This is a genomic window from Pseudomonas sp. UM16, from assembly GCF_050312595.1.
Lineage (GTDB): Bacteria > Pseudomonadota > Gammaproteobacteria > Pseudomonadales > Pseudomonadaceae > Aquipseudomonas.
The window spans coordinates 60,529-83,542 of the sequence record NZ_JBNPJT010000017.1 but is presented as its reverse complement, the minus strand read 5'-3'; the positions used below and the strand labels follow the sequence as shown (position 1 = coordinate 83,542).

Below are 23,014 nucleotides of genomic sequence, written 5' to 3'. Positions count from 1 at the left end.
TTGCCCTATTTGCCTTACTTGCGGAGTACTGTTCATGAGCACGAAATTTCACGGCATCATCGGCTACACCATCACCCCGTTCAGCAGCGACGGCCAGCAACTTGACCTGACTGCCTTGGGCCACTCCATCGACCGCCTGATTGCAAACGGGGTACATGCCATCGCGCCACTGGGCAGCACCGGTGAAGGCGCTTACCTGAGCGACAAGGAGTGGGACCAGGCCACCGAATTCAGTCTGGCGCACATCGCCGGACGCGTGCCGACCATTGTCAGCGTCTCCGACCTGACCACCGCCGGCGCCATTCGCCGCGCGCGTTTTGCCCAAGCGCATGGCGCCGATGCAGTGATGGTTTTGCCGACGGCCTACTGGAAGCTCAGCGAAGCGGAGATCTTCGAGCACTACCGGGCCATAGGTGCCAGCATCGATGTACCTATCATGCTCTACAACAACCCGGCCACCAGCGGCACCGACATGTCGGTGGAATTGATTCTGCGCATCGTGCGCGAAGTCGAGAATGTAACCATGGTCAAGGAGAGCACCGGCGACATTCAGCGCATGCACAAACTGCAGCTGCTCGGTGAGGGCCAGGTGCCCTTCTACAACGGTTGCAACCCGTTGGCCCTGGAAGCTTTTATTGCCGGTGCCAGCGGCTGGTGCACGGCGGCGGCGAACCTGATCCCCGCGCACAACCTGCAACTGTACAAGGCCATTGTCAGCAACGACCTGAAGACCGCCAAGAGCGTGTTCTACCGTCAGTTGCCGCTGCTGGACTTCATCCTCAAGGCCGGCTTGCCGGCAACGGTCAAGGCCGGGCTGGCCATTCAGGGGCTGCCGGTGGGCGAGCCACGTCGCCCGGTGTTTGCGCTGAACCAGGCCGGGCAGGATCACCTGCGTAGCTTGCTGGAGGAGCTGCTAGCGGCGGGTAGCCAGGCGTAAGCGATAACCCCCTGGGCTTTCGCCGGTCCATTTCTTGAAAGCGCGGTGAAACGCACTGGGTTCCTGGAACCCGGTGCGCTCAGCGATTTCGGCGATACTCATATCGGTTTCGCGCAAACACTCAAAAGCGGTGGCGCGACGCACCTCATCCTTGATCTGCTGGTAGGAGCGGCCTTCGCGTTCCAGCTGCCGACGAAAGCTGCTCGGGCTCAAGCCCTGACGCTTGGCCATGGCCAGCAAGGTAGGCCACTGGCCCTGCTCAGTTTCGCGCAGGTAGCGGTACACCTGAGCCACCTGACCATTCTGATTGCGATAACGTATCACCAACCATTGCGGCGCGCTGCGCAGGAACGTCTTGAGCGCGGCCAGATCCTGAATCACCGGCAAGCGCAGGTAGTCGGCGGCAAATTCGATTTCACTGACCCCCGCGCCCAACTGCAGGTTGGCCCCCCAGAGCAACAGATCGTCACCCTGGGCCGGACGCAGGTCCGTCAGTGCGGTGCGATCAATCACCAGGCGTTGCCCTCCCAACCAGCACAACAGGCTGATCACCAGGGCCAGGAAGGTTTCCTCGGCATACACCCGTGTCAACGGATCTTCGATGCGTGACTTCACGCTGATCAACGCCCGTGCGCCCTTGATCGACAGGCTGGCGCGCACATCTCGCAAGAACAGGGCGAAATTGCCCAGGCATTGTCGCAACGCCTTTTCCAGCGTCGGCTCCTGGATCAGTCCACGGCAGATCAGGGCAAAACTGCCCAACGGCATGCCATGGCTGTCGAGGTTAAAAAACTCGTCATTCAGCGCCTGGATCAGGATCAACCAGAGCCGGGCAAAGGCTGAAGCCGGCACCCGGGCACCTTGTGTATCGAGCACGGCCGGATCGATACCGGCTTCGCGCAACAAGGCCGCCGCCCGCTGCGGTTGGTCACGCAGCGAATGCAGCATGGTGTGGACGAAGTAAACCGCGACTGTATCGTTTTCCCGCATGGCGGATTCCGCAAGGGTATGGCAAAAAATACCAGTTTCAGTGAACAGTTATGGCATAGGCCCGGCGAAAGGCTTTGCCTAGACTCGTTGACAACCTGAACTGGCTTGGCGTGCATTCTGTCAGAGGCTGCCACCGCCCCGCCATGCTTTCGCATACTGGAGTCGACCATGAACACCCCGGAAATCTACGTAGTCAGCGCCGTCCGTTCGGCCATCGGCAGTTTTGGCGGCGCCCTCAAGGACCTGCCGCTGGCTGACCTGGCCAGCAGCGTGACTCGCGCGGCGATCGAGCGTGCCGGTGTAGCACCTGAGCAGATTGGCCATGTGGTCATGGGCACGGTCATCCCTACCGAAGCCCGCGATGCCTACCTGGCACGGGTCGCCGCCATGAATGCCGGCATTCCCAAAGAAACCCCGGCGTTCAACGTCAACCGCCTGTGCGGCTCGGGCCTGCAGGCGATTGTCTCCGCCGCGCAGAGCCTGCTGCTCGGTGACGCCGAGGCCGTGGTAGCTGCCGGTGCCGAATCCATGAGCCGTGGCCCGTACCTGCTGCCTCAGGCTCGCTGGGGTGCGCGTATGGGTGATCTGCAGGGTGTCGACTACATGCTCGGCATCCTCCACGATCCTTTCGCGGGCTTTCACATGGGCATCACTGCCGAGAACGTTGCCGAGCGCAATGGCATCACCCGTCAGATGCAGGATGAACTGGCCTTGGTCAGCCAGCAACGCGCCGCCCGCGCCATTGCCGAAGGCCGTTTCGACAGCCAGATCGTGCCGATCGATATTCCCGGGCGCAAAGGCACCGTGCGCTTCGAGGTCGACGAGCACGTGCGCGGCAGCGTGACCACCGAGCAACTGGCGGGGATGAAGCCGGCGTTCAAGAAAGACGGCACCGTCACTGCCGGCAATGCCAGCGGCCTGAACGATGGCGCTGGCGCGCTGGTGCTGGCCACCGGTGATTTCGTCAAACGCCATGGCCTCAAGCCATTAGCGCGCCTGGTTGCCTATGCACATGCCGGCGTCGAACCTGAGCTGATGGGCCTGGGCCCAGTGCCAGCCACCCGCAAGGTTCTGGAAAAAGCGGGCCTTGACGTCGCTGATCTGGACGTCATCGAATCCAACGAGGCCTTTGCCGCCCAAGCCTGCGCCGTGGCCGCTGAACTGGGCTTTGACCCCGAGAAGGTCAACCCCAACGGTTCCGGCATTTCCCTCGGCCACCCGGTCGGTGCTACCGGTGCGATCATCGCCACCAAGGCCATCCACGAACTGCAGCGCATTGAAGGCCGCTACGCCCTGGCCACCATGTGCATCGGCGGCGGTCAAGGTATCGCCGTGGTCTTCGAGCGCGTCTGAGCCCAGGAGCTTTCACCGTGAGTATTCAAAACGTTGCTGTCATCGGCGCTGGCACCATGGGCAATGGCATTGCCCAGGTGTGTGCGGTAGCCGGTTACCAGGTCACTCTGATCGATGTGTCCGAGGCCGCGCTGGAACGCGGTCTGGCCACCTTGCGCAAGAACCTTGAGCGCCAGGTCAGTAAGCAGACCCTCGCCGCCGACGCTGCCCAAGCGGCGGCGGCGCGGATTACCACCAGCACTGACTACGCCCAGTTGCAGCACGCACAGCTGGTGATCGAGGCGGCCACCGAAAACCTCGAGCTCAAGCTGCGCATTCTTCAGCAGATTGCTGCAAGCGTCAGCAGTGAATGCGTGATTGCCACCAACACCTCGTCACTGTCGATCACCCAACTGGGTGCGGCGGTCAGCCAGCCGGAGCGCTTTATCGGCGTGCACTTCTTCAACCCGGTGCCGATGATGGCCCTGGTCGAGATCATTCGCGGCCTGCAGACCAGTGACGCCACCTACGCAACAGCCCTGGCCCTGACCGAGCAGGTCGGCAAGTCGCCGATCAGCGCAGGCAACCGTCCGGGGTTCGTGGTCAATCGCATCCTGGTGCCGATGATCAACGAAGCGATCTTCGTGCTGCAGGAAGGCCTGGCCAGCGCCGAAGACATCGACACCGGCATGCGCCTGGGCTGCAACCAGCCGATCGGCCCGCTGGCCCTGGCCGACCTGATCGGCCTGGACACCCTGCTGGCGATCATGCAGGCGTTCCATGAAGGCTATAACGACAGCAAGTACCGCCCTGCCCCTCTGCTCAAGGAAATGGTTGCCGCCGGCTACCTGGGACGCAAGAGCGGTCGTGGCTTCTTCACCTACTGAGGACGAGCCCATGGACGCCGCTTTGCGCTGTACGAACTTCGAAGAGCGGCGTGACAAAGCCCTGGCGCTGTTCGCCGAAAAGGGCTTTGGCCAGGTCAGCATGCGCGAGCTGGCCAGCCACCTGGGCTTGACCGCAGGGTCGTTGTATCACCACTTCCCCAGCAAGCAGGACCTGTTGTACGACCTGATCGAAGAGTTGTACGAGGAACTGCTCGCCACCCTCAACCAAGGGCGCCGTGCTCATCAGCAAACCCTGGGGCAAGTGATTGCCGCACATTGGGCGCTGCACACGGAGCGTCCGCTGCAATTTCGTCTGGCTGAACGTGACCAATGCTGCCTGAGCCCCGAGCAACAAGCCCGGATCGGCCAGTTACGCCAACAGTATGAAGCGGCGTTGCTGCGCTTGATCGTGCCCAAGGCCACCTTGCGTGGTCCGGCACTGGCCGCTACCGCCCATGTAATTGCCAACCTGCTCAACAGCCTGCCCAGTTGGTTGCAGGCCTCGCAGCTACCTCAAGCCCAGGGTCTGGCCCTAATGGAAAGCATGTTGCTGGGCGGCATCGAGCGGACCTTGCGCGGCGAAAGCCTGAACTCGATGGTCTGAGGCTAATCCTGTCGCAGGCGCACTAGGCGCCAGCAACCGTTCGTGCCTCAACTCGGTCTGGGAAGCGGCAAGCGCACGGTGAAGGTTGCGCCTTGGCCTTCGGCACTGCGCACCTCAATCCTGCCGCCATGGGCCAGAACGATCTGTTCCGAGATGTACAACCCCAGGCCTAGCCCGGCATTGCCTGGATTGCTCGCCACCCGCTCGAACTGCTGAAAGATGCGTTGCTGATTTTGCTCACTGATGCCGATGCCTTGATCGCGCACTTCAATGCAGGCCTGTTCCTGTTGCTCGAAGGTGCGTACCTGGACAGGATGATTTGCCCCGTAGCGCAGTGCGTTGGTCAGCAGGTTAGCCACAACCTGTTCGATACGAAATTCATCCCAGACCCCTGATAGTGGCGCCTCAGCCTTGAACACAATGGACGATGCCGCCGCTGCAGCCTGGGCGGAAAAATTTTCGATCAAACCCGCGACCAGTTGGCTCAGGTCGAACTGGTTGGGACGAATTGACAGCTTGCCGGTACGGATCCGCGACACATCGAGCATGTCTTCGATCAGGCGAATCAAACTATTGATCTGGCGCTCGTCGCGTTCGACCATCGCGCGCATCTTGTCCAGGGTGAAAGCATCAGCGTTATCCCGGGCCAGGTGTAACTTGCGTAGCTGGGTTTCCAGAATCAAGCCATTGAGCGGCGTGCGCACTTCATGCGAGACAATCGACATGAAATCATCGCGCATGCGCACCGCATGCTCCAGTTCGCGGCGGGTAACCTGCAACTGCGACAGCAATTGCTCCTGCTCGGCGCGGCTGCGCTCGAGCGCTTCGAGTTGTTGGCCCAAGGCCTTGCGCTGGCGAAAAAGATCAACGAACACCGCGACTTTGCTTTTTACCGCCTGGTTGTCCAGCGGCTTGTGCAAGAAATCCACCGCGCCGCTTTCATAGCCCTTGAAGGCATAGTTCATCTCGCGCCCGGCGGCGCTGACAAAAACAATCGGGATGTTCTTGGTCTTTTCCGTACCGCGCATCAATTCGGCCAACTCGAAACCATTCATGCCCGGCATCTGTACATCCAGAATCGCCAGGGCAAACTCATGTTCAAGCAACAACGACAGGGCCTCGTCGGCAGATTGCGCCTGATGCACCTGACAATCGCTGCCCTTGATCAACGCCTCCAGAGCCAAGAGGTTTTCTGGCAGGTCGTCGACGATCAGTAGCTTGGCTTGGATATGGCTTAGCATTCAGAAAATTCCAGCTTAGCGAGCAATTGCCCGATGCCGCTCAACGGCAGAATGTGGTCAGGTCGATGCAGTGCCAATGCCGCGTTGGGCATGGTCGCGACCTGTGCTTCGTGCGGGTCCTGGACGATAGTGTGACCGCCCATCTGCTTGATACGGGCCAGGCCGTGCGCCCCGTCTTCGTTAGCACCGGTCAGCAGCACGCCGAGCAGCGCCGGGCCATAGGCATCGGCAGCCGACTCAAAAAGAATGTCGATGGCTGGCCGGGAGAAGTACACCCGTTCTTCCTGGCTCAACGAAAAACGGCGGTCCTGTTCCACTGACAAGTGATAACTGGGGCCGGCGAAATAGATCATCCCCGGGGCTACCGGCTGCTTGTCCTGCGCCTCGCATACTGGGCGCCGGAGCCTGCGACTGAATACCTCGGCCAACTGGCTGTGGCGGTCATCGGGCAGGTGCAGTACACACAACAAGGGGATCTGAAAATCCACCGGCAGGTCATGGAACAGGTGCAGCAAAGCACTGACGCCACCCGCCGAAGCGCCCAGGGTGATCGCCTGAATGCCGTTCATGATTTGCGGTAGATCCGTTCTGGTTTGACCAGTGCCTGGAACTGCTCGGCATAGGCGGAAAAGTCCACGGTTTCTTTGCTGCCCAGGACCAGGAAGCCGCGGTGGCACAGCGATTCGTGGAACAAGCCGAAGGCGCGATCCTGCAAGGCTTTGTTGAAGTAGATCAACACGTTGCGGCAGGAGATCAACTGGGTTTCGGAAAACACGCTGTCGGTCGCCAGACTGTGATCAGCGAAGGTCACGTTGTCACGCAGGCTGCTGTCGACAATGGCGTTGCCGTAGGCGCAGGTGTAGTACTCGCTGAAATCGCGCTGGCCACCCGCCTTGCGGTAGTTGTCTTCATACTCGCGCATGTTCTGCATTGAGTAGATGCCCAGCTTGGCCTTCTCCAGCGAACTGGGGTTGATATCGGTGGCATAGATGATGGTGCGTTCCAGCAAGCCTTCTTCACGCAACAGAATCGCCATCGAGTAGACCTCTTCACCGGTACTGCAACCGGCGATCCAGATCTTCAGCGATGGCCAGGTACGCAGCAGCGGCACCACCTCTTTACGCATCGCCAGAAAGTGCTCCGGGTCGCGAAACATCTCGCTGACCGGGATGGTCAGGAACTGCAACAGCTGCATGAACATGCCCGGATCGTGCAACACCCGCTCCTGCAGCGCCGAAACCGTCTTGCACTCGAACTGGCGCAAGGCATGCAGGATCCGGCGCTTGATCGAGGCACCGGAGTAATCCCGAAAGTCATAGCTGTACTTGAGGTAAATCGCCTCGATCAACAGGCGTATTTCGATGTCGGTATTACGTTCGATAGTCAAATTCGCTCCAGTTGCGGCAGCCAGACGCGGATCAGCGAGAACAACCGGTCAAGGTCAATCGGTTTGGCCAGGTAATCGTTGGCCCCGGCCTGCAGGCAACGTTGCTGGTCGTCCTTCATGGCCTTGGCAGTCACCGCAATGATCGGCAGCTTGCGCCACTGCGCTTGCTTGCGGATCAACCGCGTGGCTTCGTAGCCGTCCATTTGCGGCATCATCACGTCCATTAGCACCAGGTCGATGTCGATGTTCTGCTCAAGTCGCTCGATCGCCTCGCGACCATTGCGAGCAATTTCGACAGTTGCCCCTTTTTGCTCGAGAGCGCTGGTCAGGGCGAAGATATTGCGAACATCATCGTCGACCAACAGCAGTTTTCGCCCTTCAAAAACCTTGTCGCGACTGCGTGCGGTCTTGAGCATGCGTTGTCGTTCATGGGACAGCGTCGACTCGACTTTGTGCAGAAACAGCGTCACTTCATCGAGCAGGCGCTCCGGTGAGCGGGCACCTTTGATAATGATCGAACGTGAATACTTGAGCAGGTCGGCTTCTTCATCGCGGGTCAGGTTACGCCCGGTGTAGACGATCACCGGGGGGAACGAACGAATGTCCTCCTCCGACATCCGCTTGAGCAACTCGTTGCCGAGCATGTCCGGCAGTTTCAAGTCAATGATCATGCAGTCGTAGATGTTCTCGCGCAGCAGATCCAGCGCCTCCTGGGCCATGCCGACGGCGGTGATCTCGATGTCATCGTCGCCGATCAGGCGGGCGATGCTCTCGCGCTGCAGATCGTCGTCTTCTACCAGAAGAATATGCTTGAGCTTCTGGGTCAACTTGGCTTCCAGGCGTGCGAACACCGCCTTGAGCTCTTCGCGGCTGGTAGGTTTGACCGCATAGCCGACGGCCCCCATGTGCATGGCCGCCTCCACGCGGTCCTCGACCGAAATGATGTGCACCGGAATGTGCCGGGTGCTGGCCTGCTCCTTGAGCCGCTGCAACACAGTGAGGCCAGAGTGATCTGGCAGGCGCATGTCCAGCAAAATAGCGTCGGGAATAAAGCGTGCGGCAAGCTCAAAGCCTTCGTCAGCAACCTGGGCTACCAGGCAGCTATAACCCAACTCATGGGCAAGATCATAGAGAATGCGGGCAAAGTTCGGCTCATCCTCGACCACCAGAATGCAACGATTGCTGAACGGCGCCCGCTCACGGTCGTCGGCAAATGCTGGCACGCTGCGCATAATCGCTGCGGCATTGAGCGGCGTTTGCGGTTCGGGTTCGGCCAGGGTGGTAACCGGTTGATTGACGATCACCGCCGGCACCTGCTCAATGATCGGCTCATAGCGCTGCGGCAGGATCAGGCTGAATACACTGCCTTTGCCGGCACTGCTGTCGACACTGATCTGGCCACCGAGCAAGCGGGCCAGATCACGCGAGATCGACAAGCCCAGGCCGGTGCCGCCATAGCGCCGATTGCTGGTGCCATCAGCCTGGTGGAAGGCTTCGAAAATACTCTGTTGCTGGTCGGCGGCGATGCCAATGCCGCTGTCGCGCACCGAGAAGACCATACCGGTGCCCGCCTGATAGCTGACCGTCAGGCTGACCTGGCCGTGCTCGGTGAATTTCACGGCGTTGGACAGCAGATTCTTGAGAATCTGCTCCAGGCGCTGGCGGTCGGTGTACAGGGTTGCCGGAACCTGCGGCTCAACGAGCACGCTAAAACTCAGTTGCTTATCGCGGGCCAGCGGCTCGAACAGGCTCTGCAAGCCTTCGGTCAGACGTGCTACGTGGGTGGTTTCCGGGCGCACTTCAAGTTTGCCGGCCTCGACCTTGGCGATGTCGAGGATGTCGTTGATCAAGTTGAGCAGGTCATTGCCCGCCGAATAGATCGACTCGGCAAATTTGACCTGCTCCTCGCTGAGGTTGTCCTGCGGGTTCTCCGCCAGCAGCTTGGCGAGGATCAGCGAACTGTTGAGCGGTGTGCGCAACTCGTGGGACATGTTGGCGAGGAACTCGGACTTGTATTTGCTCGAGCGCTGCAACTCCTCGGCGCGCGCCTGCAGTTCGAGCTGCGCCTGGTTCAATTCACCGTTCTTGCGGTCCAGTGCATCGCGCTGGTCGGCCAGGGCATCGGTACGTTCGGCCAATTGCTCGTTGGTCTGTTCGAGTTCGGCCTGTTGAGTCTCAAGGTGCGCCTGCGACTCTTTGAGCACCCGCGATTGCTCTTCGAGCTCTTCGTTGGCGGTTTTCAGCTCTTCCTGTTGTACCTGCAGCTCTTCGTTGAGCTGCTGGGTTTCGGCCAACACTTCTTGCAGGCGCTGGCGGTAACGCGCACTTTCAATGGAGGTGCCAAGGTTGTCAGCGACCAATTCCAGCAGCTCGATATCGCGGTCGGTCAAGGGTCGCAGAAAGCCCAGTTCGACCACCCCGTTGATCTGCCCGTCGTTACTGGCCGGCATCACCAGGACACTGCGCGGCAAGCCTTCACCCAGCCCGGAACTGACTTTGAAGTAGTCCTCGGGTACCTGATCAAGGCGCAGCAGGCGCCCCTGGCTCAGCGCCTGGCCGAGAATGCCTTCGTGCGAACCGACCACCTGTTCACGGGCTTCCTGCTCACTGGAGAAGCCATAGCTGGCCACTCGGCGCAAACCACCATGTTCGTCACGCACGTACAGCGCTGCAACTACGCTGCCCAGATAGGTAGCGAAAAAACGCAGGATATTGTTACCCAACATTGGCAGCGTAAGCTGGCCGAGCACCTGTTCGGCCAGCTGTGTCTGGCCGCTACGCAGCCAGGCTTGCTGTTCGAGGCGCTGGGTCGCGCGCTGCTGGGTCTGCAGGTTACTGGTGTAACTCGATGACAACGCCAGCAAATCGCGTCGACCGAGAAACGCCAGCAACGCGCTGAGCAGGAGGACGAACACCAGGTACACGGTAATTCCGCCCCAGGAAAGGGTGCTCACCTGCTGGTTACGTGCTACCCGCAACTGCTGTTCCATGGCGATGAAGGCATCGAACTCTTTGCGGATCTGATCGGTGATGCGTTTACCCCGACCGACGCGGATTGGCTCACGGTAGTCAGCGTCCTCGCGACGCAGATTGATCATCTGGTTGGCAAACGCATTCCACTCTTGCTGCAGCCCCATCAAGCGGTCCAGCCGGTCGACTTGTTGCGGGTTGTCCTGGACCAACTGCTGCAAGCCCATCAGGCCGGACAGCACTTGCGGCTTGGCCACTTCGTAGGGTTCGAGGAAGCGTTCGTCGCCGGTGATCAGGAAGCCGCGCATGCCGGTTTCCAAATCGATCGACAGTTTGACCGCCTCGTTGGCGTTATTGATCACCCGGTCTGAATGTTCCACCCACTGGATGGCCGACAACAGGTAGTTGATCACCACCACGAACACCACCGCGCTGAGCAGGCCTACCCCCAGGGGCAGGGCGATGTTGCGGCTCAGCAACTTGCGAAAGCTTTGCTGATCTATCGAGGCTGGCTGAATCATCTCAAAAGGTCCGAGCAAGTGAATCAAACAAAAGAGTGTGGAGGATTATTCGAGTAATTGTTCTACTTTTCCACGTCGACAGCCGTTTCAGTGGCTGTCTACACACCAGTCTAAGCAGCTTTTGCACTTCTGGCAGGGCATTTAGCCAGCATTTGAGACCTGCAAGCGCTAATCGTTCCCTGCACGCGCAGGGATGGTTATGCTGCAAAGCACGCAGGGAACTTCAGGCATCCCCTGGCTTACAGAGTATCAACAGACATTTGTACAGGACTTTCACCATGCCCTCATCTCACCCACCCCTTCTGGTTGTCGAGGATGACGCCATCGTACGCATGCTGATCGTCGATGTACTTGAAGCGTTGGGCTATGCCGTCATTGAGGCCGATAACGCCGCGGCGGCCTTGAGGGTTCTCAATAATCCTCAGCAATCGCTGGCCCTGATGATGACCGACATCGGCCTGCCGGATATGAATGGCAAGGTGTTGGCGGGCAAGGCCCTCGACGCCAGGCCGACGCTGCCGATCCTGTTCGCCAGTGGCTATGGCGACAGCGTCCAAGTGCCGCAAGGCATGCACCTGATCGGCAAGCCGTTCAGCATCGATCAGTTGCGCGACAAGGTACGAAGCATTCTGGCGGAGTAAGGACGGCAATGCCGGCTCCCAGCGTGGCGCCAATCTGTTCTAATAGGCGTTTTTGCCAAGGCGCTTTTCGCACATGCTCACACCCGCCCTCAACGTCCTGGTCATCGGCTATGTCTGGCCCGAACCGCGCTCCTCGGCCGCCGGCGGGCACATGATGCAGATCCTCGAAAGCTTCGTGCAACGTGGCTGGCAGGTGACCTTCAGCAGCCCGGCGACCATCGGTGAGCACAAAGCCGACCTTGCCCAGCTGGGTATCGCCGAGCAGGCCATCTCCCTCAATGACAGCAGTTTCGACCACTTTGTCAGCGAGTTGGCCCCGGATGTGGTGCTGTTCGACCGTTTCATGATGGAAGAGCAATTTGGCTGGCGCGTGGAAAAGCACTGCCCCAACGCCTTGCGGGTGCTGGAAACCTCCGACCTGCAAAGCCTGCGTGACGCCCGCCAGCAGTTGCTGCGCCGACGCCTGATCGAGGGGCTGGACCCTAACGATTTCCGCGCGCTGTTCGCCACCCCCGGTCCCGAGCTGTACCGGCAAATGGCTACAGCCGACCTGACCCTGCGCGAACTGGCGGCAATCTACCGAAGTGACCTGAGCCTGATGATCTCCGATGTCGAGATCGACCTGTTGATTAACGGCTTCGGCGTGCCCGAGCACCTGCTGCACTGGTGCCCGCTGATGGTCGATGTGCCCAACGAGCCGTTCAAGCCTTTCGAGCAACGAGACCACTTCCTCAGCATCGGCAACTTCCGCCACGCACCCAACTGGGATGCCGTGTTGTGGATGAAGAACAGCCTATGGCCAATGATCCGCCGTCGCCTGCCCCAGGCGCAGCTGCACATCTACGGCGCCTACACGCCGCCCAAAGCCACGGCGCTGCACAAGCCGGGCGAAGGCTTCCACATCATGAACTGGGCTGAAGACGCCCTGGAGGTGATGGGCAATGCGCGGATTTGCCTGGCGCCGCTGCGTTTCGGCGCCGGGATCAAGGGCAAACTCACCGATGCCATGCTCTGCGGCACCCCCAGCGTCACTACCCCGATCGGCGCCGAAGCCATGCACGGCGACCTGCCCTGGCCTGGTGCGGTGGCCAGCACTGCTGAAGGGCTGGCTGAAGCCGCAACGCAGCTGTACAACGATCAGACCCGCTGGGAGCACGCGCAACAACAGGGCTTACAACTGCTCAAAGCCCGCTATGACGGCCGCCAACACAGTACGGCTCTGGTCGAGCGCATCGAATATGCCCTGAGCGATCTGGACCAACACCGATTGTTCAACTTCACCGGCGCCATGCTGCGTCACCACCAGCACAAGAGCACCCAGTACATGGCGCAGTGGATCGAAGCGAAGAACCGCTTGGCTACAGCGGCCGACGCAATAGATAAGTGTCCATGATCCACCCCTTGCGCGCGCGCGCCTGTTCGCGCTGCTCGAGTATCTGCTGGCGAACGGCGTGCAACGGTCCGGCAATGAGCATCTCGTCGGCCGTGCCGAGGTAAGCACCCCAGTAGATGAACAATTGCGGGTCGTCGAGCGCGGCGAACGCACAGTGGCCGTCGAGCATTACCACCAGGTTGTCGATCCGCGCCTGCTCGGCAAGCCGTCGTCCTGGCAGCACTGTCAGTGGTTCGCCAACACGGTTCAAGGCAATGCAATGGCGGGCGGCCAGTGCTTGTACGCTGCTGATGCCGGGGATGACCTCAAGTTCGATGCCAACGCCAAGGGATCTGACCCCATCAAGTATGCGCAAAGTGCTGTCATACAGCGTCGGCTCTCCCCACAGCAGGAACGCCCCACACTCACCTTCGGCCAGCTCGGTTTCAATCAAGTGGGCATAAAGCGCAGCGCGTTGTTGGTGCCACGCCTGCACAGCGCCGACGTAGTCACTGGCCGCGCCCTCTCGCTGCGGATCTTCGACCTGTACCAAGCGGTAGTGCGGATGCTGGATGTAGCGTTCGAGGATGTCTTTACGCCGTTGCAGCAGTTCATCCTTGTCGCGGCCCTTGTCGAGAACGAAAAACACCTGGGCACGATTGAGCGCATCAACCGCTTCAAAGGTAATCTGGCGCGGATTGCCCGGGCCAATTCCGATCAACAGCAGGTGCTTCATTGCACTCCCCTCCCCAGCTTGGCCAGTCGTCATTGTCGACCGGCCAAGGGGCAGTGGCAAAGTACGGATTACCAGATCGAGAAGTTGTAGCTGACGATCACCCGCGTTTCATCCATGTCCCGCGCCCACTTCTCGTAGTTGCTGCGATAGGTGGAGTTGCGCAAGCGCACGCTGACATCTTTGAAGGTGCCGCTCTGGACCTGGTATTTGAGTTCACTGTCGCGCTCCCACTCTTTGCCCTCAGCCAGGCTGCCCGGCACCTTGATGTGGTCACCGTTGATATAGCGGGTCAAGAAGGTCAAGCCAGGCACACCGACGGCCTTGAAGTCATAGTCGTAGCGCAACTGCCAGGAACGCTCCTGGGCGGCGGCAAAGTCATTGACCTGGGCATAGTTGACCAGATACGGGTTACTGCCATCGAGGTACGGCATCGAATTCTCACCGTACATGCGCTGCCAACCGGCACTGATCTTATGGCCACCCAGGCTGTAGCCGAGCATGCCGCTGAACGCGCGGTGGTCGATATCACCGGCTCGGGCGTTGCCGATATCATCACTTTTGATCAGACGCAGGTCCGCAGACAGGCTACCGACACTAAGCGGCTGGCTGGCCACCACACCCAGGAAGTGCTGGCGGTAGATGTTCTCCAGCTTGGCGACCTGATACTGAGCGCTAAGCCGCTCGCTGAATTTGTAATCGACGCCGGCCATGTCGAAATGATCAGCTTCAATGTTGCAGGCATAGCGCTTGTTCTTGCAGTGCACGCGAATGTCCTGGCGATCAGTGGAATCACGCGCGGTGTATTTGTCTAAACGGGCAATGCTGAACTTGAGATTGTTGATCTCCTCGGAGGTCAGCATCGCCCCCTGGAACATCGTCGGCAGCAAGCGGCCATCGTTGTACTTGAGCAGCGGCATGTCCGGCAGCATCGAACCGTACTTGAGTACGGTCTGCGAATAGCGCATTTTCCCGGTCAGGCCCATTTTCGCGTATTGGTCGACGGACTCACGCGGGTTGTTGCCACTGGACGGCAACAACCCGCTGTTACTGTCAGCGGGGCTGGAGTCGAGTTTGATCCCGAGCATGCCCAGGGCATCGACGCCAAAACCGACAGGGCCCTGGGTATAGCCGGACTGTACATTGAGGATGAATCCCTGTGCCCACTCTTCGCGTTTCGACGCGCCCTGACTGGAACTGACATGGCCATCGCGAAAGTCACGATTGAAATAGACATTACGTGCTTCGACTTTGGCACTGCTGTCTTCAACAAAACCGGCAGCCTGAGTCGAAGCGGCAGTCAACATCGCGAGCAGGCCGGCAAGGCCGCGCTCGGGTGCAAGGGGAAATGGGGCAAACATGAGAAGCACAATCCGAAAGAATGACGAAAAACAACCGGCAGCCGTCCAGGCACCGGCACTGCATCCAGCGCCAATAAAGCTCGAGGCTGACCGTAAATTATCTCGAAACCGCTCTAGACCGGGCCATTGGACCTTGGTCTAAGGCGCTGCTCAGGTAACCGACTAGTTGTTTGGTATTAACGCCCAAGCAAGTAAGAAAGTTCCATTGCAGCGATGTTAAATTTCAAATGTTTACCCCCGACGCGCAGACTACTACACTCTTTATTAGTGCGATGTTGTGCCCAACCCAGTGCTGGCGGCGTTATTCAGACTGTTGCTGATTTTTACGCCTGCCGGGCCACTGAAGACATAAAGGAGTGATGACAGTGTCCAGACTTGCAGAGTTTCGTGCTGCCGAAAAAGCGCTTCAAGAACAGATGGCGCAACTGGAGGCGCTGAAGAAGGACGCCGGCCTCAAGCGCGAAATCGAGTTCGAACGAAAACTTGTCGAGCTGATGAATAGCTACGGCAAAAACCTGCGCGATATCATTTCCATCCTTGACCCCAAAGCCGTGACAAAAGGTGTGGTAGCCGCACCGAAAACCCGCCGCGCCCGGGTGGTCAAAGTGTATGAAAACCCACACACCGGTGAGCTGATCGAAACCAAAGGTGGCAACCACCGCGGCCTCAAAGCCTGGAAAGAACAGTACGGCGCGAAAACTGTCGACAGCTGGTTGCGCTCATGAAAGCGTTCTTCACACTTTTTTCACATGGACTCGATCAGGATGAAGGCTGCTAACGGACTAGCGCCCCATACGCCCGCCTCGGCGGGCTTCTAATTCTTGCGCCCCGCCCCTTCCAGGCGGGGCGCAATACGTTTGCGCAATCGACTCAGTTCCGTATCATGTCGCTCTGACTGTTTTGCTGGCAGCGCTATTGCCAGCCTCTTGAAGCGGAGTGCCCATGAGCCAGAACCCTCTCGACACCCTTGCCGGTGTCACCGCGCAACCGGATGCCGCGACTGCAAACTTTGTTTTCAACCACACCATGCTGCGGGTCAAGGACGTTACCAAGTCCCTGGACTTCTACACCCGCGTGTTGGGTTTCAGCTTGGTGGAAAAGCGCGACTTCGCGGAAGCCGAGTTCAGCCTGTATTTCCTCGCCCTGGTCGACAAGGCGCAGATTCCTGCCGATGCCGCCAAGCGCACCGAGTGGATGAAATCGATCCCCGGCATTCTCGAGCTGACCCACAACCACGGCACAGAAAACGACGCGGACTTTGCCTACCACAATGGCAATACCGACCCGCGTGGCTTTGGCCATATCTGCATCTCGGTGCCGGATATCCGCGCAGCCTGCGAGCGTTTCGAACAACTGGGCGTGACCTTTCAAAAGCGTCTGAGTGACGGTCGCATGAAGCACCTGGCTTTCATCAAGGACCCGGACGACTACTGGGTTGAGATCATCCAACCAACCGAGCTGTAAGCACTGGCGCCAGGCTGCGATTGGCCGTGAAACGGCGATGCTTCAGGCCTCACGCTGCAGGACTGGTAGCGGCACCAGCGTGACCCAGTATCGACTGCGGGCTTGCACCGCCACCGGCAGGCTGGTCGTCAGCTGCGCCAATATCCGGTCGGTATCGTTCAATTGGAACGTGCCGGTGACCGTGAGTGCATCCAGCGCTGGCTCCCAGCGCAGGATGCCCGGTCGATAACGACCGATTTCACGCAAGAAACGCCCCAGTGGTTGATCACGGACGCTCAACACGCCATCGCGCCAGTCCGGCGCATGCGGATCAAATCGCCCCATCGCACCGCTGCCATTGTTGTACAAGGTCAGTTGGTCACCCTGATGCAGCGCCAGCTCCATCCCTTGCTCCGGTTTCACCTGTACCGTGCCATGCAGCACTGAAATCTGGCAACGATCGGCATCGCGGCGCAAACAGATGTGTGCCTGCCCGATGCTTACCCACCCCAGGCCAAAATCCACATCGGTGGGCTGCGCGCGATTGACGCTGAGGGCAATTTCACCTTCGATCAACTTCAGCCGATGACGGGCCATATCCACATTAACAGCTGTATCGGTATTCAATTGAAGCACATTGCCATCAGCTAGACGTACGCCGCGCCGCTCACCGACGGCCGTCTGCAAGTCGGCACGCCACACGGCCAGCAACTGCTGACTCAACACCCAACCGCCCGGTACCAGCGCAGCCAACGCCAAACCGCGCTTGAGCAACGTGCGGCGATTATGCTGCGGACTTCCTGTCGGTGCTTGCATGTCCTCTGTCTCTGACGCTAGAAGCGCCAAATACTAAATGGCCATTACTGGATCATCCAGTGATTCCGTTCTTTAACGCGTGGCCTGGAATCGCGGACACTGCCCTTCAAGCCGATAACGCAAAGTTATCAACTGCCCGGAGGCGTCCTCGTAGGTCATCAACATGGGCGCCGCTTCGCAGCCGCGCGCCATGGACGTCTGTTCGATGAGCCGGGCAACATCGATTGAAGTGCCATAGCTATAGTCCTGAACAGTAGGGACTGACTTGCCGGTTCTTGCCGCATAGGCCTGCACTGCCTGCTCATGGGCAACCAGACGCGCATCCTTCACTTCCGGTGCCGAGGCGAGCGCGCTTTGGCCGGCCAGCAGCACCAGGGCTGCCACTACCAAACCTTGCTTGCGCTTCATTTCGCCTTTCCTCACTGGTGATGGAACGAACTGCTGGATCACACCGTTTCGAGCTTACGCTTGCTCACGGTGAACGGCTACAAAGCGATATCAAGAACCTTGCTCAGTTGCGCACCGCGACGGTCGGAAGCCTTGCTGACCAAGGCATAGTTGTAATCACCATGAGACCAGTAGCGCGCTTGTAATTGCCCATCGATTCGTTCACCGCTGGGCATTCGCGCAAAACGTTCGCCCGGCGAGCGCAGAAACAGGCTGATCCGTTGCCCTTGAGCATCTGCAAATACCAGCAACGCCGCCGGCCCCTGCTCGTTGCTCAGCAACCGCGCACCCAACGGGGTGAAACCATATGCCGACAAGTCCGGCAGATTGCCAACATGGCGAAAATGCTGCCCAAGCCATGCCTGCACCTGCACCGGGTCACGGGCGCTAAGGTCCAGGGCCCCAGCATCGGCGAACAGCTTATGTGCCTGCAGCGCATCGGCCATCGGCAAATTGCTGGCACCAAGACTCGCCTCGCGCATTTGCCAGCCACCGAGCCCACCCATGCCCAGGGTCAGCAGCAGCACCGCAGTATTGGCCCAGCGCCGCTGCCGACGCCGACGCTGCTCACCGCGTACATAGGCTGGATCAAGCCGCGGGTTGGCGGGCTGCCCGGCCAATCCGGACAACGCTGCACGCAATTGCCGGGCATCACGACGCCAACCCTCAACCCGCATGGCCTGCTCGGGGTTGGCGGCCAGGTACAGCTCCACCGTCCGACGACGTTCGGGATCCAGGCATTCGTCGACATAGGCGTGCAACTCAGCCTCTGAAGGGATCAACTGACTCATTTCAACCTCCGCAACACCGGGGACGCTGTCGAGCCCTCGGCCAGTTCACGCAGCGCTGTACGTGCCCGCGACAAACGCGACATCACCGTGCCGATGGGAACTTCCAACGCCTGGGCCGCCTCCTTGTAGCTGAGCCCCTCAACACTGACCAGCAACAACAGTGCACGTTGTTCGGCGGGTAAACGGGCAAAGGCCGCCAGCCCGAACTGGGCCAGGACAATGTCTTCGGTGGCATTACCCGCCTCTTCACTGCGGCCAAACCAGGCCAACCAACGCGCATGGCGTCGCTCCCGACGTTTACCGTCGATAAATTGCCGGTAAAGGATCGCAAACAGCCAGGCGCGCAGGCTGTCCTGCTGACGCTGCTGCCGCCGCCGGCTGAGGGCGCGCTCGACGGTGGCCTGGACCAGGTCGTCAGCACTGCTGGCCTCGCGGGTCAGGCACAGGGCGAAACGGCGTAGGCGCTCAAGCATTTCGCGCAATTGGTCGTCATCAAGCTCGTTCATTGCCAGGGTCTTGGCCTGTGGGTGGTCAGTGTAAGAGACAGACGCTGCGCAGAAAAACTTATTCCAAGGCCGCGGAATAAAATCTTTGCCCAGGCGTCGTACTGGCTCATTCACTGACCCGGATCGCCGCCATGAGCACTCCGTTACACGGTCGACCGCGCGCCTTGCGCCTGGTCGCAATCGGCCTGGGCCTGAGCGCCCTGGCCGCAAGCTTTGCCTATGCCGCCGGCTGGATCGGCAGCGAGCGCCTGACCCCGAAACGCATTATCGATACCTTCGAGGCACAGGCTGGGCACTACCCAGGGTACCGTAAGAATCACGCCAAGGGCCTGTGCGTGAGTGGTTACTTCCTCAGTAGCCAGCAGGCCGCGCCGCTGTCTCAGGCGCGCGCGTTCAGTCAGGAACGGGTACCGGTGATCGGCCGCTTCGCCATCGGCGGCAGCAATCCTTACAGTGCCGACACCAGCGTGCCAACCCGGAGCCTGGCGCTGCAGTTGACCAGCGATGATGGGCAAGTCTGGCGTACGGGCATGAATACGCCTCCGGTGCTCGCGGTAAATACCCCTGAAGCCTTCTACCAGCAGGTAGTGGCCATGACTCCGGACCCAGCCAGCGGCAAACCCGACCCGGCACGGGTGCAAGCATTCTTCGCCGCGCACCCGGAAAGCGCCGCCTTTCGCCAATGGGCCAAGGACTACAAGGCTCCCGACAGTTTTGCCAACTCCAGCTTCAACAGCATCAATGCCTTTGCCTTGATCGATGACAACGGTAACAGTCACTTTGTGCGCTGGAGTTTGCTGCCACACACGCCGTTCGCCGCCTTGCAAGGTCAGATTGATGACCGTGATTACCTGCAGCACGACCTGCAACACCGTCTAAGCCAAGGACCGCTGCTCTGGACCTTGCGCCTGACTCTGGCTGAGACGGGTGATCTTGTCGATGATCCGACCCAGCCCTGGCCCGCCGAGCGGCAAAACGTCGATGCCGGCACCCTGGTGATCGAGCAGGTAGACGGCCCCGAACAAGGCGCCTGCCGCGACCTCAATTTCGATCCGCTGATCTTGCCTGCGGGCATCAAGCCCTCTGCCGACCCGATCCTGGCTGCCCGCTCGGCGGCGTACGCCGAGTCCTTCAACCGCCGCAGCCGCGAAGCGGCGCTACTGGGAGCACACCCATGAAACCAGTACCGCTCGCCTTCCATCCACTCGCCCGCTTGCTGCACTGGCTGATGGCAGTGCTGATCCTGGCCATGCTGTTCGTCGGGGTGAGCATGATCGCCGACTTGTCGCCGCGCCACACCTGGTTGCTTGGCTTGCACAAAGCCATTGGCTTGGCGTTGCTGCTATTGGTGCTGGTACGCATCGCTCTGCGCCTGATGCTACCCCACCCGTCTTTACCCGCCGACCTGCCCACACTGCAAAAACTAGCGGCTGGCGCGTCACACCTGCTGCTGTATGCATTGATGCTGGCGATGCCGTTGATAGGCTGGGGCATGCTCTCGGCCAGTGGCAATCCACTGCCATGGCAATTGCCTGCGATACTGCCCCACGACCTGCAGCTGTATGCCTTGTTACGCCAGGCGCATGGCTGGTTGGCCTATCTGCTGTTCGCCACCGTGCTGGCCCACTTGGGCGCGGCGCTGGTGCACGGTTTAGTGCGGCGCGACGGGGTGTTGCGCAGCATGTGGCCAGGCCGCAGTTAGTCAGGGCTTGTGCGCGCCCGTGCTACCGGCTTCAGGCAATCCGGCGACATCGACGCCTCGTTGCTGTAGCCGGTCGCGCAGCCAATGCAACCGTTGGAGGGTCTCCTGTTGCCAATCCTCCCCAATTACCAGGCGCCAGCAGCCGCTCAGGACATCAGGATGAACCTGGAAAAATCGTTTCAGATCATGGTTGCGGTCAATTAACAAACTCAAGTAGTCCAAGGCATTTTTGGCGAGGATGTACTGTTGCTCCCGCCCTTGAGCACCTTCAAATAACCTCAGCAGCATGGCCTTGTGGGGTTTGGAATACAGCATGGAGTTCTCGTCGCGCAGCAATTCCAGGCGGTGCGAGGGTTCCTTCTCATAGCTGCACAGTTGAATCGCATTGGTGACGCTGAACAATCCAATAGCATCGTCAACCGCCGCCTTGGCCGTGGCCGTATACACACACTGAACAATTGGCGGCATGCTGCCGGCCCCCTGCCCCTTGGTTTCATAGGCTTTGCAACGAAAAAACAGCGCGGCCTGATCCTCGCAACGTTCGGCTAGCACCCGCATCATCCAACCTTCGATGCAGCGCAACCAGAGCTCATCCAGTGGAAAATTTCGCCTTGCGAAACGGGTAAATAGCTCAAGCATCTGGACACTGAGGGTAATGTGACTGCTCGCCCTGTACAGGTCACTAATCTTTTCGGCGCTCAACAGCCCCCAGAGAAACCTTGCGGCTTGCTCTGCCTGATCAATCCAGCGGCTACGCTGTGCAACAGATTTCTGTTCGGCGAATTGCGCTATACACACGTTGTATCTGTCCAACGCCAGGTTGAGCAGTATCGCCGCAGCCTGCAAGCGGCTGGTGCAGGCGACATTCGCAGCCGTGTCCAACGCCTCAGCCAGTAACCGATTGTCCGGGGTCTGGTCCCAGTGTTGGACCAACTGAAGAAACTCCTGCTGGGTAAAGCAGGGCTCACGCGAAGTGAGTAACATTTCTGAACGGATTCGCTCAGGTGTATCAAATGCCCGCAGCCCCTGCAATTTGACCACCATGCGACTGTAGCGATCAAACGCTTCGCTGCCGTGCTCGAAGCCAGACGCTGTGATCGCCTTAACGAGCAAGTCCATCGCTTCGCTCTTGCTGTCTTGATTGAAGGCCAACACCAAAGTCGGAGCCCCCTTCCCCAGCAACCGAGCCTCAACCATCGCGGCACACAGCGGAGCCTCACGGCGCAATACCGCCTGCAGAATGATCGCTTCCCATCTCAGTTCGCCCGGGCCATGGCGAAGCGCTGCCGCTTTGAGGCTGCCCAACTCCCGGGCAATGGTGCGTGTCAGCCGCGGGTTGTCGGGGAACCACTCGGCTGCGCGACTTCTGTCCTGCTCGGGAATGAAGGTGCAATACTGTGCCAGGGTGTTGGCTGCAAATTGGCTCGACAATCCGCCAGGCAGCACCCTGAGTTCGAACTCAAAGTCGATGATCTTGTTCAGAAATGCCTGACGGGACGAGGAAAAGGCCTGGGAATAGGCCTTCAGTGACTGGGTGACGATAGCCTTGTCAAACGCCAGCACAAACGCAAATCCAGGCAGATCAAGGTATTCGCGTAGTGCCATCAGGGTTTTTGGCAAAATGACCGGATCGGCGCGATCAAGGTCATCAATAAAGACAACGACGTGATGTTCCTTGAGCAACGCCCGCAAAGGCACAAGGTCAACGGTGTCAAGCGCCAGCCGTTGCTGGATATGGGTGGCGACTGTTCCGGTCAGGGCCGCCCCCATGGTGAGCATCGTCCCCATGTCGTTATCGATCTTACCGGCAGCCTGCCCGGTCATCTGAGACAGGCCCGCGACTGTCGACGAAGTCTTTGCGCCCCGGTGCTTCCATCTCAAATACCAAGGTTCTGCGATCTTCAAGGTCTTGATCTTGGCCCTCATCGCATCGCTCAGGGATTTCACGAAGCCGTCCGCATCCACTGCCCGCCAGGCGGAGACATGGACAACCACATCCCCCTTGGCTTGCGCGATCTCACTGAGGAAATTCAGGACAGTCGTCTTGCCCGCGCCCCACTCGCCATACAAACCAATTCGCGTCGAGTACCCTTCAGGCGTGGCCTTGATCGTGCGATACATGGACTGCGCGAGCCACAGCCGGTCCAGGCCATCCTCATCACCCTTGAACCTGGCCGCGTCATGGCCCGCCTGGGTATTGGCCAACTCCGCGTCCACCGTTGGCGCCTGCTTGGCGTCTGCGCGGCGAAAAAAACCCATGTTCAACTTCATCCTTGCCTGCCGACTCGAAAATCAAAACGCCAGCATACGCAACCCGTGGTCGATATGAGCTA

22 protein-coding genes are annotated in these 23,014 nt (G+C 59.7%); 10 read left to right on the top strand and 12 right to left on the bottom strand.

The window, feature by feature from the left end:
- Positions 1-34: 34 nt before the first annotated feature.
- Entirely contained in the window at positions 35-937 is a 903-nt protein-coding gene (locus tag ACQRAX_RS20030; RefSeq protein WP_412040997.1) for a dihydrodipicolinate synthase family protein, read from the top strand.
- Here ACQRAX_RS20030 and ACQRAX_RS20025 read toward each other — a convergent pair.
- Positions 914-1,927 carry an AraC family transcriptional regulator gene (locus ACQRAX_RS20025; protein ID WP_412040998.1) on the bottom strand — a complete coding sequence of 338 codons (1,014 nt, stop codon included), beginning with the start codon at positions 1,925-1,927 and terminating at the stop codon, positions 914-916. The two genes, ACQRAX_RS20030 and ACQRAX_RS20025, sit on opposite strands and share 24 nt — an antisense overlap.
- Positions 1,928-2,095: 168 nt before the next feature.
- On the opposite strand from ACQRAX_RS20025, the gene ACQRAX_RS20020 reads away from it, so the two are divergent.
- Genes ACQRAX_RS20020 through ACQRAX_RS20010 form a run of 3 tightly spaced genes read left to right on the top strand, consistent with a single transcriptional unit; the run spans position 2,096 to position 4,750 of the window.
- On the top strand, positions 2,096-3,280 hold the full coding sequence (locus ACQRAX_RS20020) for an acetyl-CoA C-acyltransferase family protein (RefSeq protein ID WP_412040999.1): 1,185 nt from the start codon (positions 2,096-2,098) through the stop codon (positions 3,278-3,280).
- Between the two features lie 17 nt (positions 3,281-3,297).
- A complete protein-coding gene (locus ACQRAX_RS20015) occupies positions 3,298-4,146 on the top strand; it encodes a 3-hydroxybutyryl-CoA dehydrogenase (protein ID WP_412041000.1) in 849 nt (282 codons plus the stop codon).
- A gap of 10 nt (positions 4,147-4,156) precedes the next feature.
- Positions 4,157-4,750: a TetR/AcrR family transcriptional regulator gene (locus tag ACQRAX_RS20010; protein WP_412041001.1), complete on the top strand. Its 594-nt coding sequence runs from the start codon at positions 4,157-4,159 to the stop codon at positions 4,748-4,750.
- A gap of 47 nt (positions 4,751-4,797) precedes the next feature.
- Here ACQRAX_RS20010 and ACQRAX_RS20005 read toward each other — a convergent pair whose 3' ends face one another.
- From ACQRAX_RS20005 to ACQRAX_RS19990, 4 genes are read right to left on the bottom strand one after another with little or no spacing between them, the layout of a single operon-like run.
- Positions 4,798-5,991 (bottom strand): hybrid sensor histidine kinase/response regulator, encoded by a 1,194-nt coding sequence (locus ACQRAX_RS20005; RefSeq protein ID WP_412041002.1) that lies wholly within the window; start codon positions 5,989-5,991, stop codon positions 4,798-4,800.
- Entirely contained in the window at positions 5,985-6,560 is a 576-nt protein-coding gene (locus ACQRAX_RS20000; protein WP_412041003.1) for a chemotaxis protein CheB, read from the bottom strand. The genes ACQRAX_RS20005 and ACQRAX_RS20000 overlap by 7 nt, the downstream gene beginning before the upstream one ends.
- Entirely contained in the window at positions 6,557-7,378 is an 822-nt protein-coding gene (locus tag ACQRAX_RS19995) for a CheR family methyltransferase (RefSeq protein WP_412041004.1), read from the bottom strand. The genes ACQRAX_RS20000 and ACQRAX_RS19995 overlap by 4 nt, the downstream gene beginning before the upstream one ends.
- Entirely contained in the window at positions 7,375-10,869 is a 3,495-nt protein-coding gene (locus ACQRAX_RS19990) for a response regulator (RefSeq protein WP_412041005.1), read from the bottom strand. Before ACQRAX_RS19990 ends, ACQRAX_RS19995 begins: the two co-directional genes overlap by 4 nt.
- Positions 10,870-11,147: 278 nt before the next feature.
- Between ACQRAX_RS19990 and ACQRAX_RS19985 the strand changes: the two genes are divergently transcribed.
- Both ACQRAX_RS19985 and ACQRAX_RS19980 read left to right on the top strand, forming a co-directional pair.
- Positions 11,148-11,510, top strand: coding sequence for a response regulator (locus tag ACQRAX_RS19985; protein WP_412041006.1), 363 nt, complete (start codon positions 11,148-11,150; stop codon positions 11,508-11,510).
- 73 nt (positions 11,511-11,583) lie between these two features.
- Positions 11,584-12,903, top strand: coding sequence for a glycosyltransferase (locus ACQRAX_RS19980; protein WP_412041007.1), 1,320 nt, complete (start codon positions 11,584-11,586; stop codon positions 12,901-12,903).
- Here ACQRAX_RS19980 and cobF read toward each other — a convergent pair.
- Positions 12,869-13,618, bottom strand: a complete 750-nt coding sequence (gene cobF / locus ACQRAX_RS19975) for a precorrin-6A synthase (deacetylating) (RefSeq protein WP_412041008.1) — start codon at positions 13,616-13,618, stop codon at positions 12,869-12,871. The genes ACQRAX_RS19980 and cobF overlap by 35 nt on opposite strands.
- 68 nt (positions 13,619-13,686) lie before the next feature.
- On the bottom strand, positions 13,687-14,976 hold the full coding sequence (locus ACQRAX_RS19970; RefSeq protein ID WP_412041009.1) for an OprD family porin: 1,290 nt from the start codon (positions 14,974-14,976) through the stop codon (positions 13,687-13,689).
- Between the two features lie 365 nt (positions 14,977-15,341).
- Between ACQRAX_RS19970 and ACQRAX_RS19965 the strand changes: the two genes are divergently transcribed.
- Positions 15,342-15,701 (top strand): histone-like nucleoid-structuring protein, MvaT/MvaU family, encoded by a 360-nt coding sequence (locus ACQRAX_RS19965; protein WP_412041010.1) that lies wholly within the window; start codon positions 15,342-15,344, stop codon positions 15,699-15,701.
- A 217-nt stretch (positions 15,702-15,918) separates the two neighbouring features.
- Complete coding sequence (gene gloA / locus ACQRAX_RS19960) at positions 15,919-16,440, top strand: lactoylglutathione lyase (protein ID WP_412041011.1); 522 nt, start codon at positions 15,919-15,921, stop codon at positions 16,438-16,440.
- A 42-nt stretch (positions 16,441-16,482) separates the two neighbouring features.
- Here gloA and ACQRAX_RS19955 read toward each other — a convergent pair whose 3' ends face one another.
- From ACQRAX_RS19955 to ACQRAX_RS19940, 4 genes are all read right to left on the bottom strand, one after another.
- Entirely contained in the window at positions 16,483-17,235 is a 753-nt protein-coding gene (locus tag ACQRAX_RS19955; protein ID WP_412041012.1) for a FecR family protein, read from the bottom strand.
- Between the two features lie 72 nt (positions 17,236-17,307).
- A complete protein-coding gene (locus tag ACQRAX_RS19950) occupies positions 17,308-17,643 on the bottom strand; it encodes a DUF2790 domain-containing protein (RefSeq protein ID WP_412041013.1) in 336 nt (111 codons plus the stop codon).
- A 77-nt stretch (positions 17,644-17,720) separates the two neighbouring features.
- Complete coding sequence (locus ACQRAX_RS19945; RefSeq protein ID WP_412041014.1) at positions 17,721-18,473, bottom strand: anti-sigma factor family protein; 753 nt, start codon at positions 18,471-18,473, stop codon at positions 17,721-17,723.
- Positions 18,470-18,979 carry a sigma-70 family RNA polymerase sigma factor gene (locus ACQRAX_RS19940; RefSeq protein ID WP_412041015.1) on the bottom strand — a complete coding sequence of 170 codons (510 nt, stop codon included), beginning with the start codon at positions 18,977-18,979 and terminating at the stop codon, positions 18,470-18,472. Before ACQRAX_RS19940 ends, ACQRAX_RS19945 begins: the two co-directional genes overlap by 4 nt.
- A gap of 131 nt (positions 18,980-19,110) precedes the next feature.
- On the opposite strand from ACQRAX_RS19940, the gene ACQRAX_RS19935 reads away from it, so the two are divergent.
- Complete coding sequence (locus ACQRAX_RS19935) at positions 19,111-20,157, top strand: catalase family peroxidase (RefSeq protein WP_412041016.1); 1,047 nt, start codon at positions 19,111-19,113, stop codon at positions 20,155-20,157.
- A complete protein-coding gene (locus ACQRAX_RS19930; RefSeq protein ID WP_412041017.1) occupies positions 20,154-20,681 on the top strand; it encodes a cytochrome b in 528 nt (175 codons plus the stop codon). Before ACQRAX_RS19935 ends, ACQRAX_RS19930 begins: the two co-directional genes overlap by 4 nt.
- On the opposite strand, the gene ACQRAX_RS19925 is transcribed toward ACQRAX_RS19930, so the two are convergent.
- Entirely contained in the window at positions 20,682-22,940 is a 2,259-nt protein-coding gene (locus ACQRAX_RS19925) for a KAP family P-loop NTPase fold protein (protein WP_412041018.1), read from the bottom strand. It lies immediately after the preceding gene.
- Positions 22,941-23,014 lie beyond the last annotated feature (74 nt).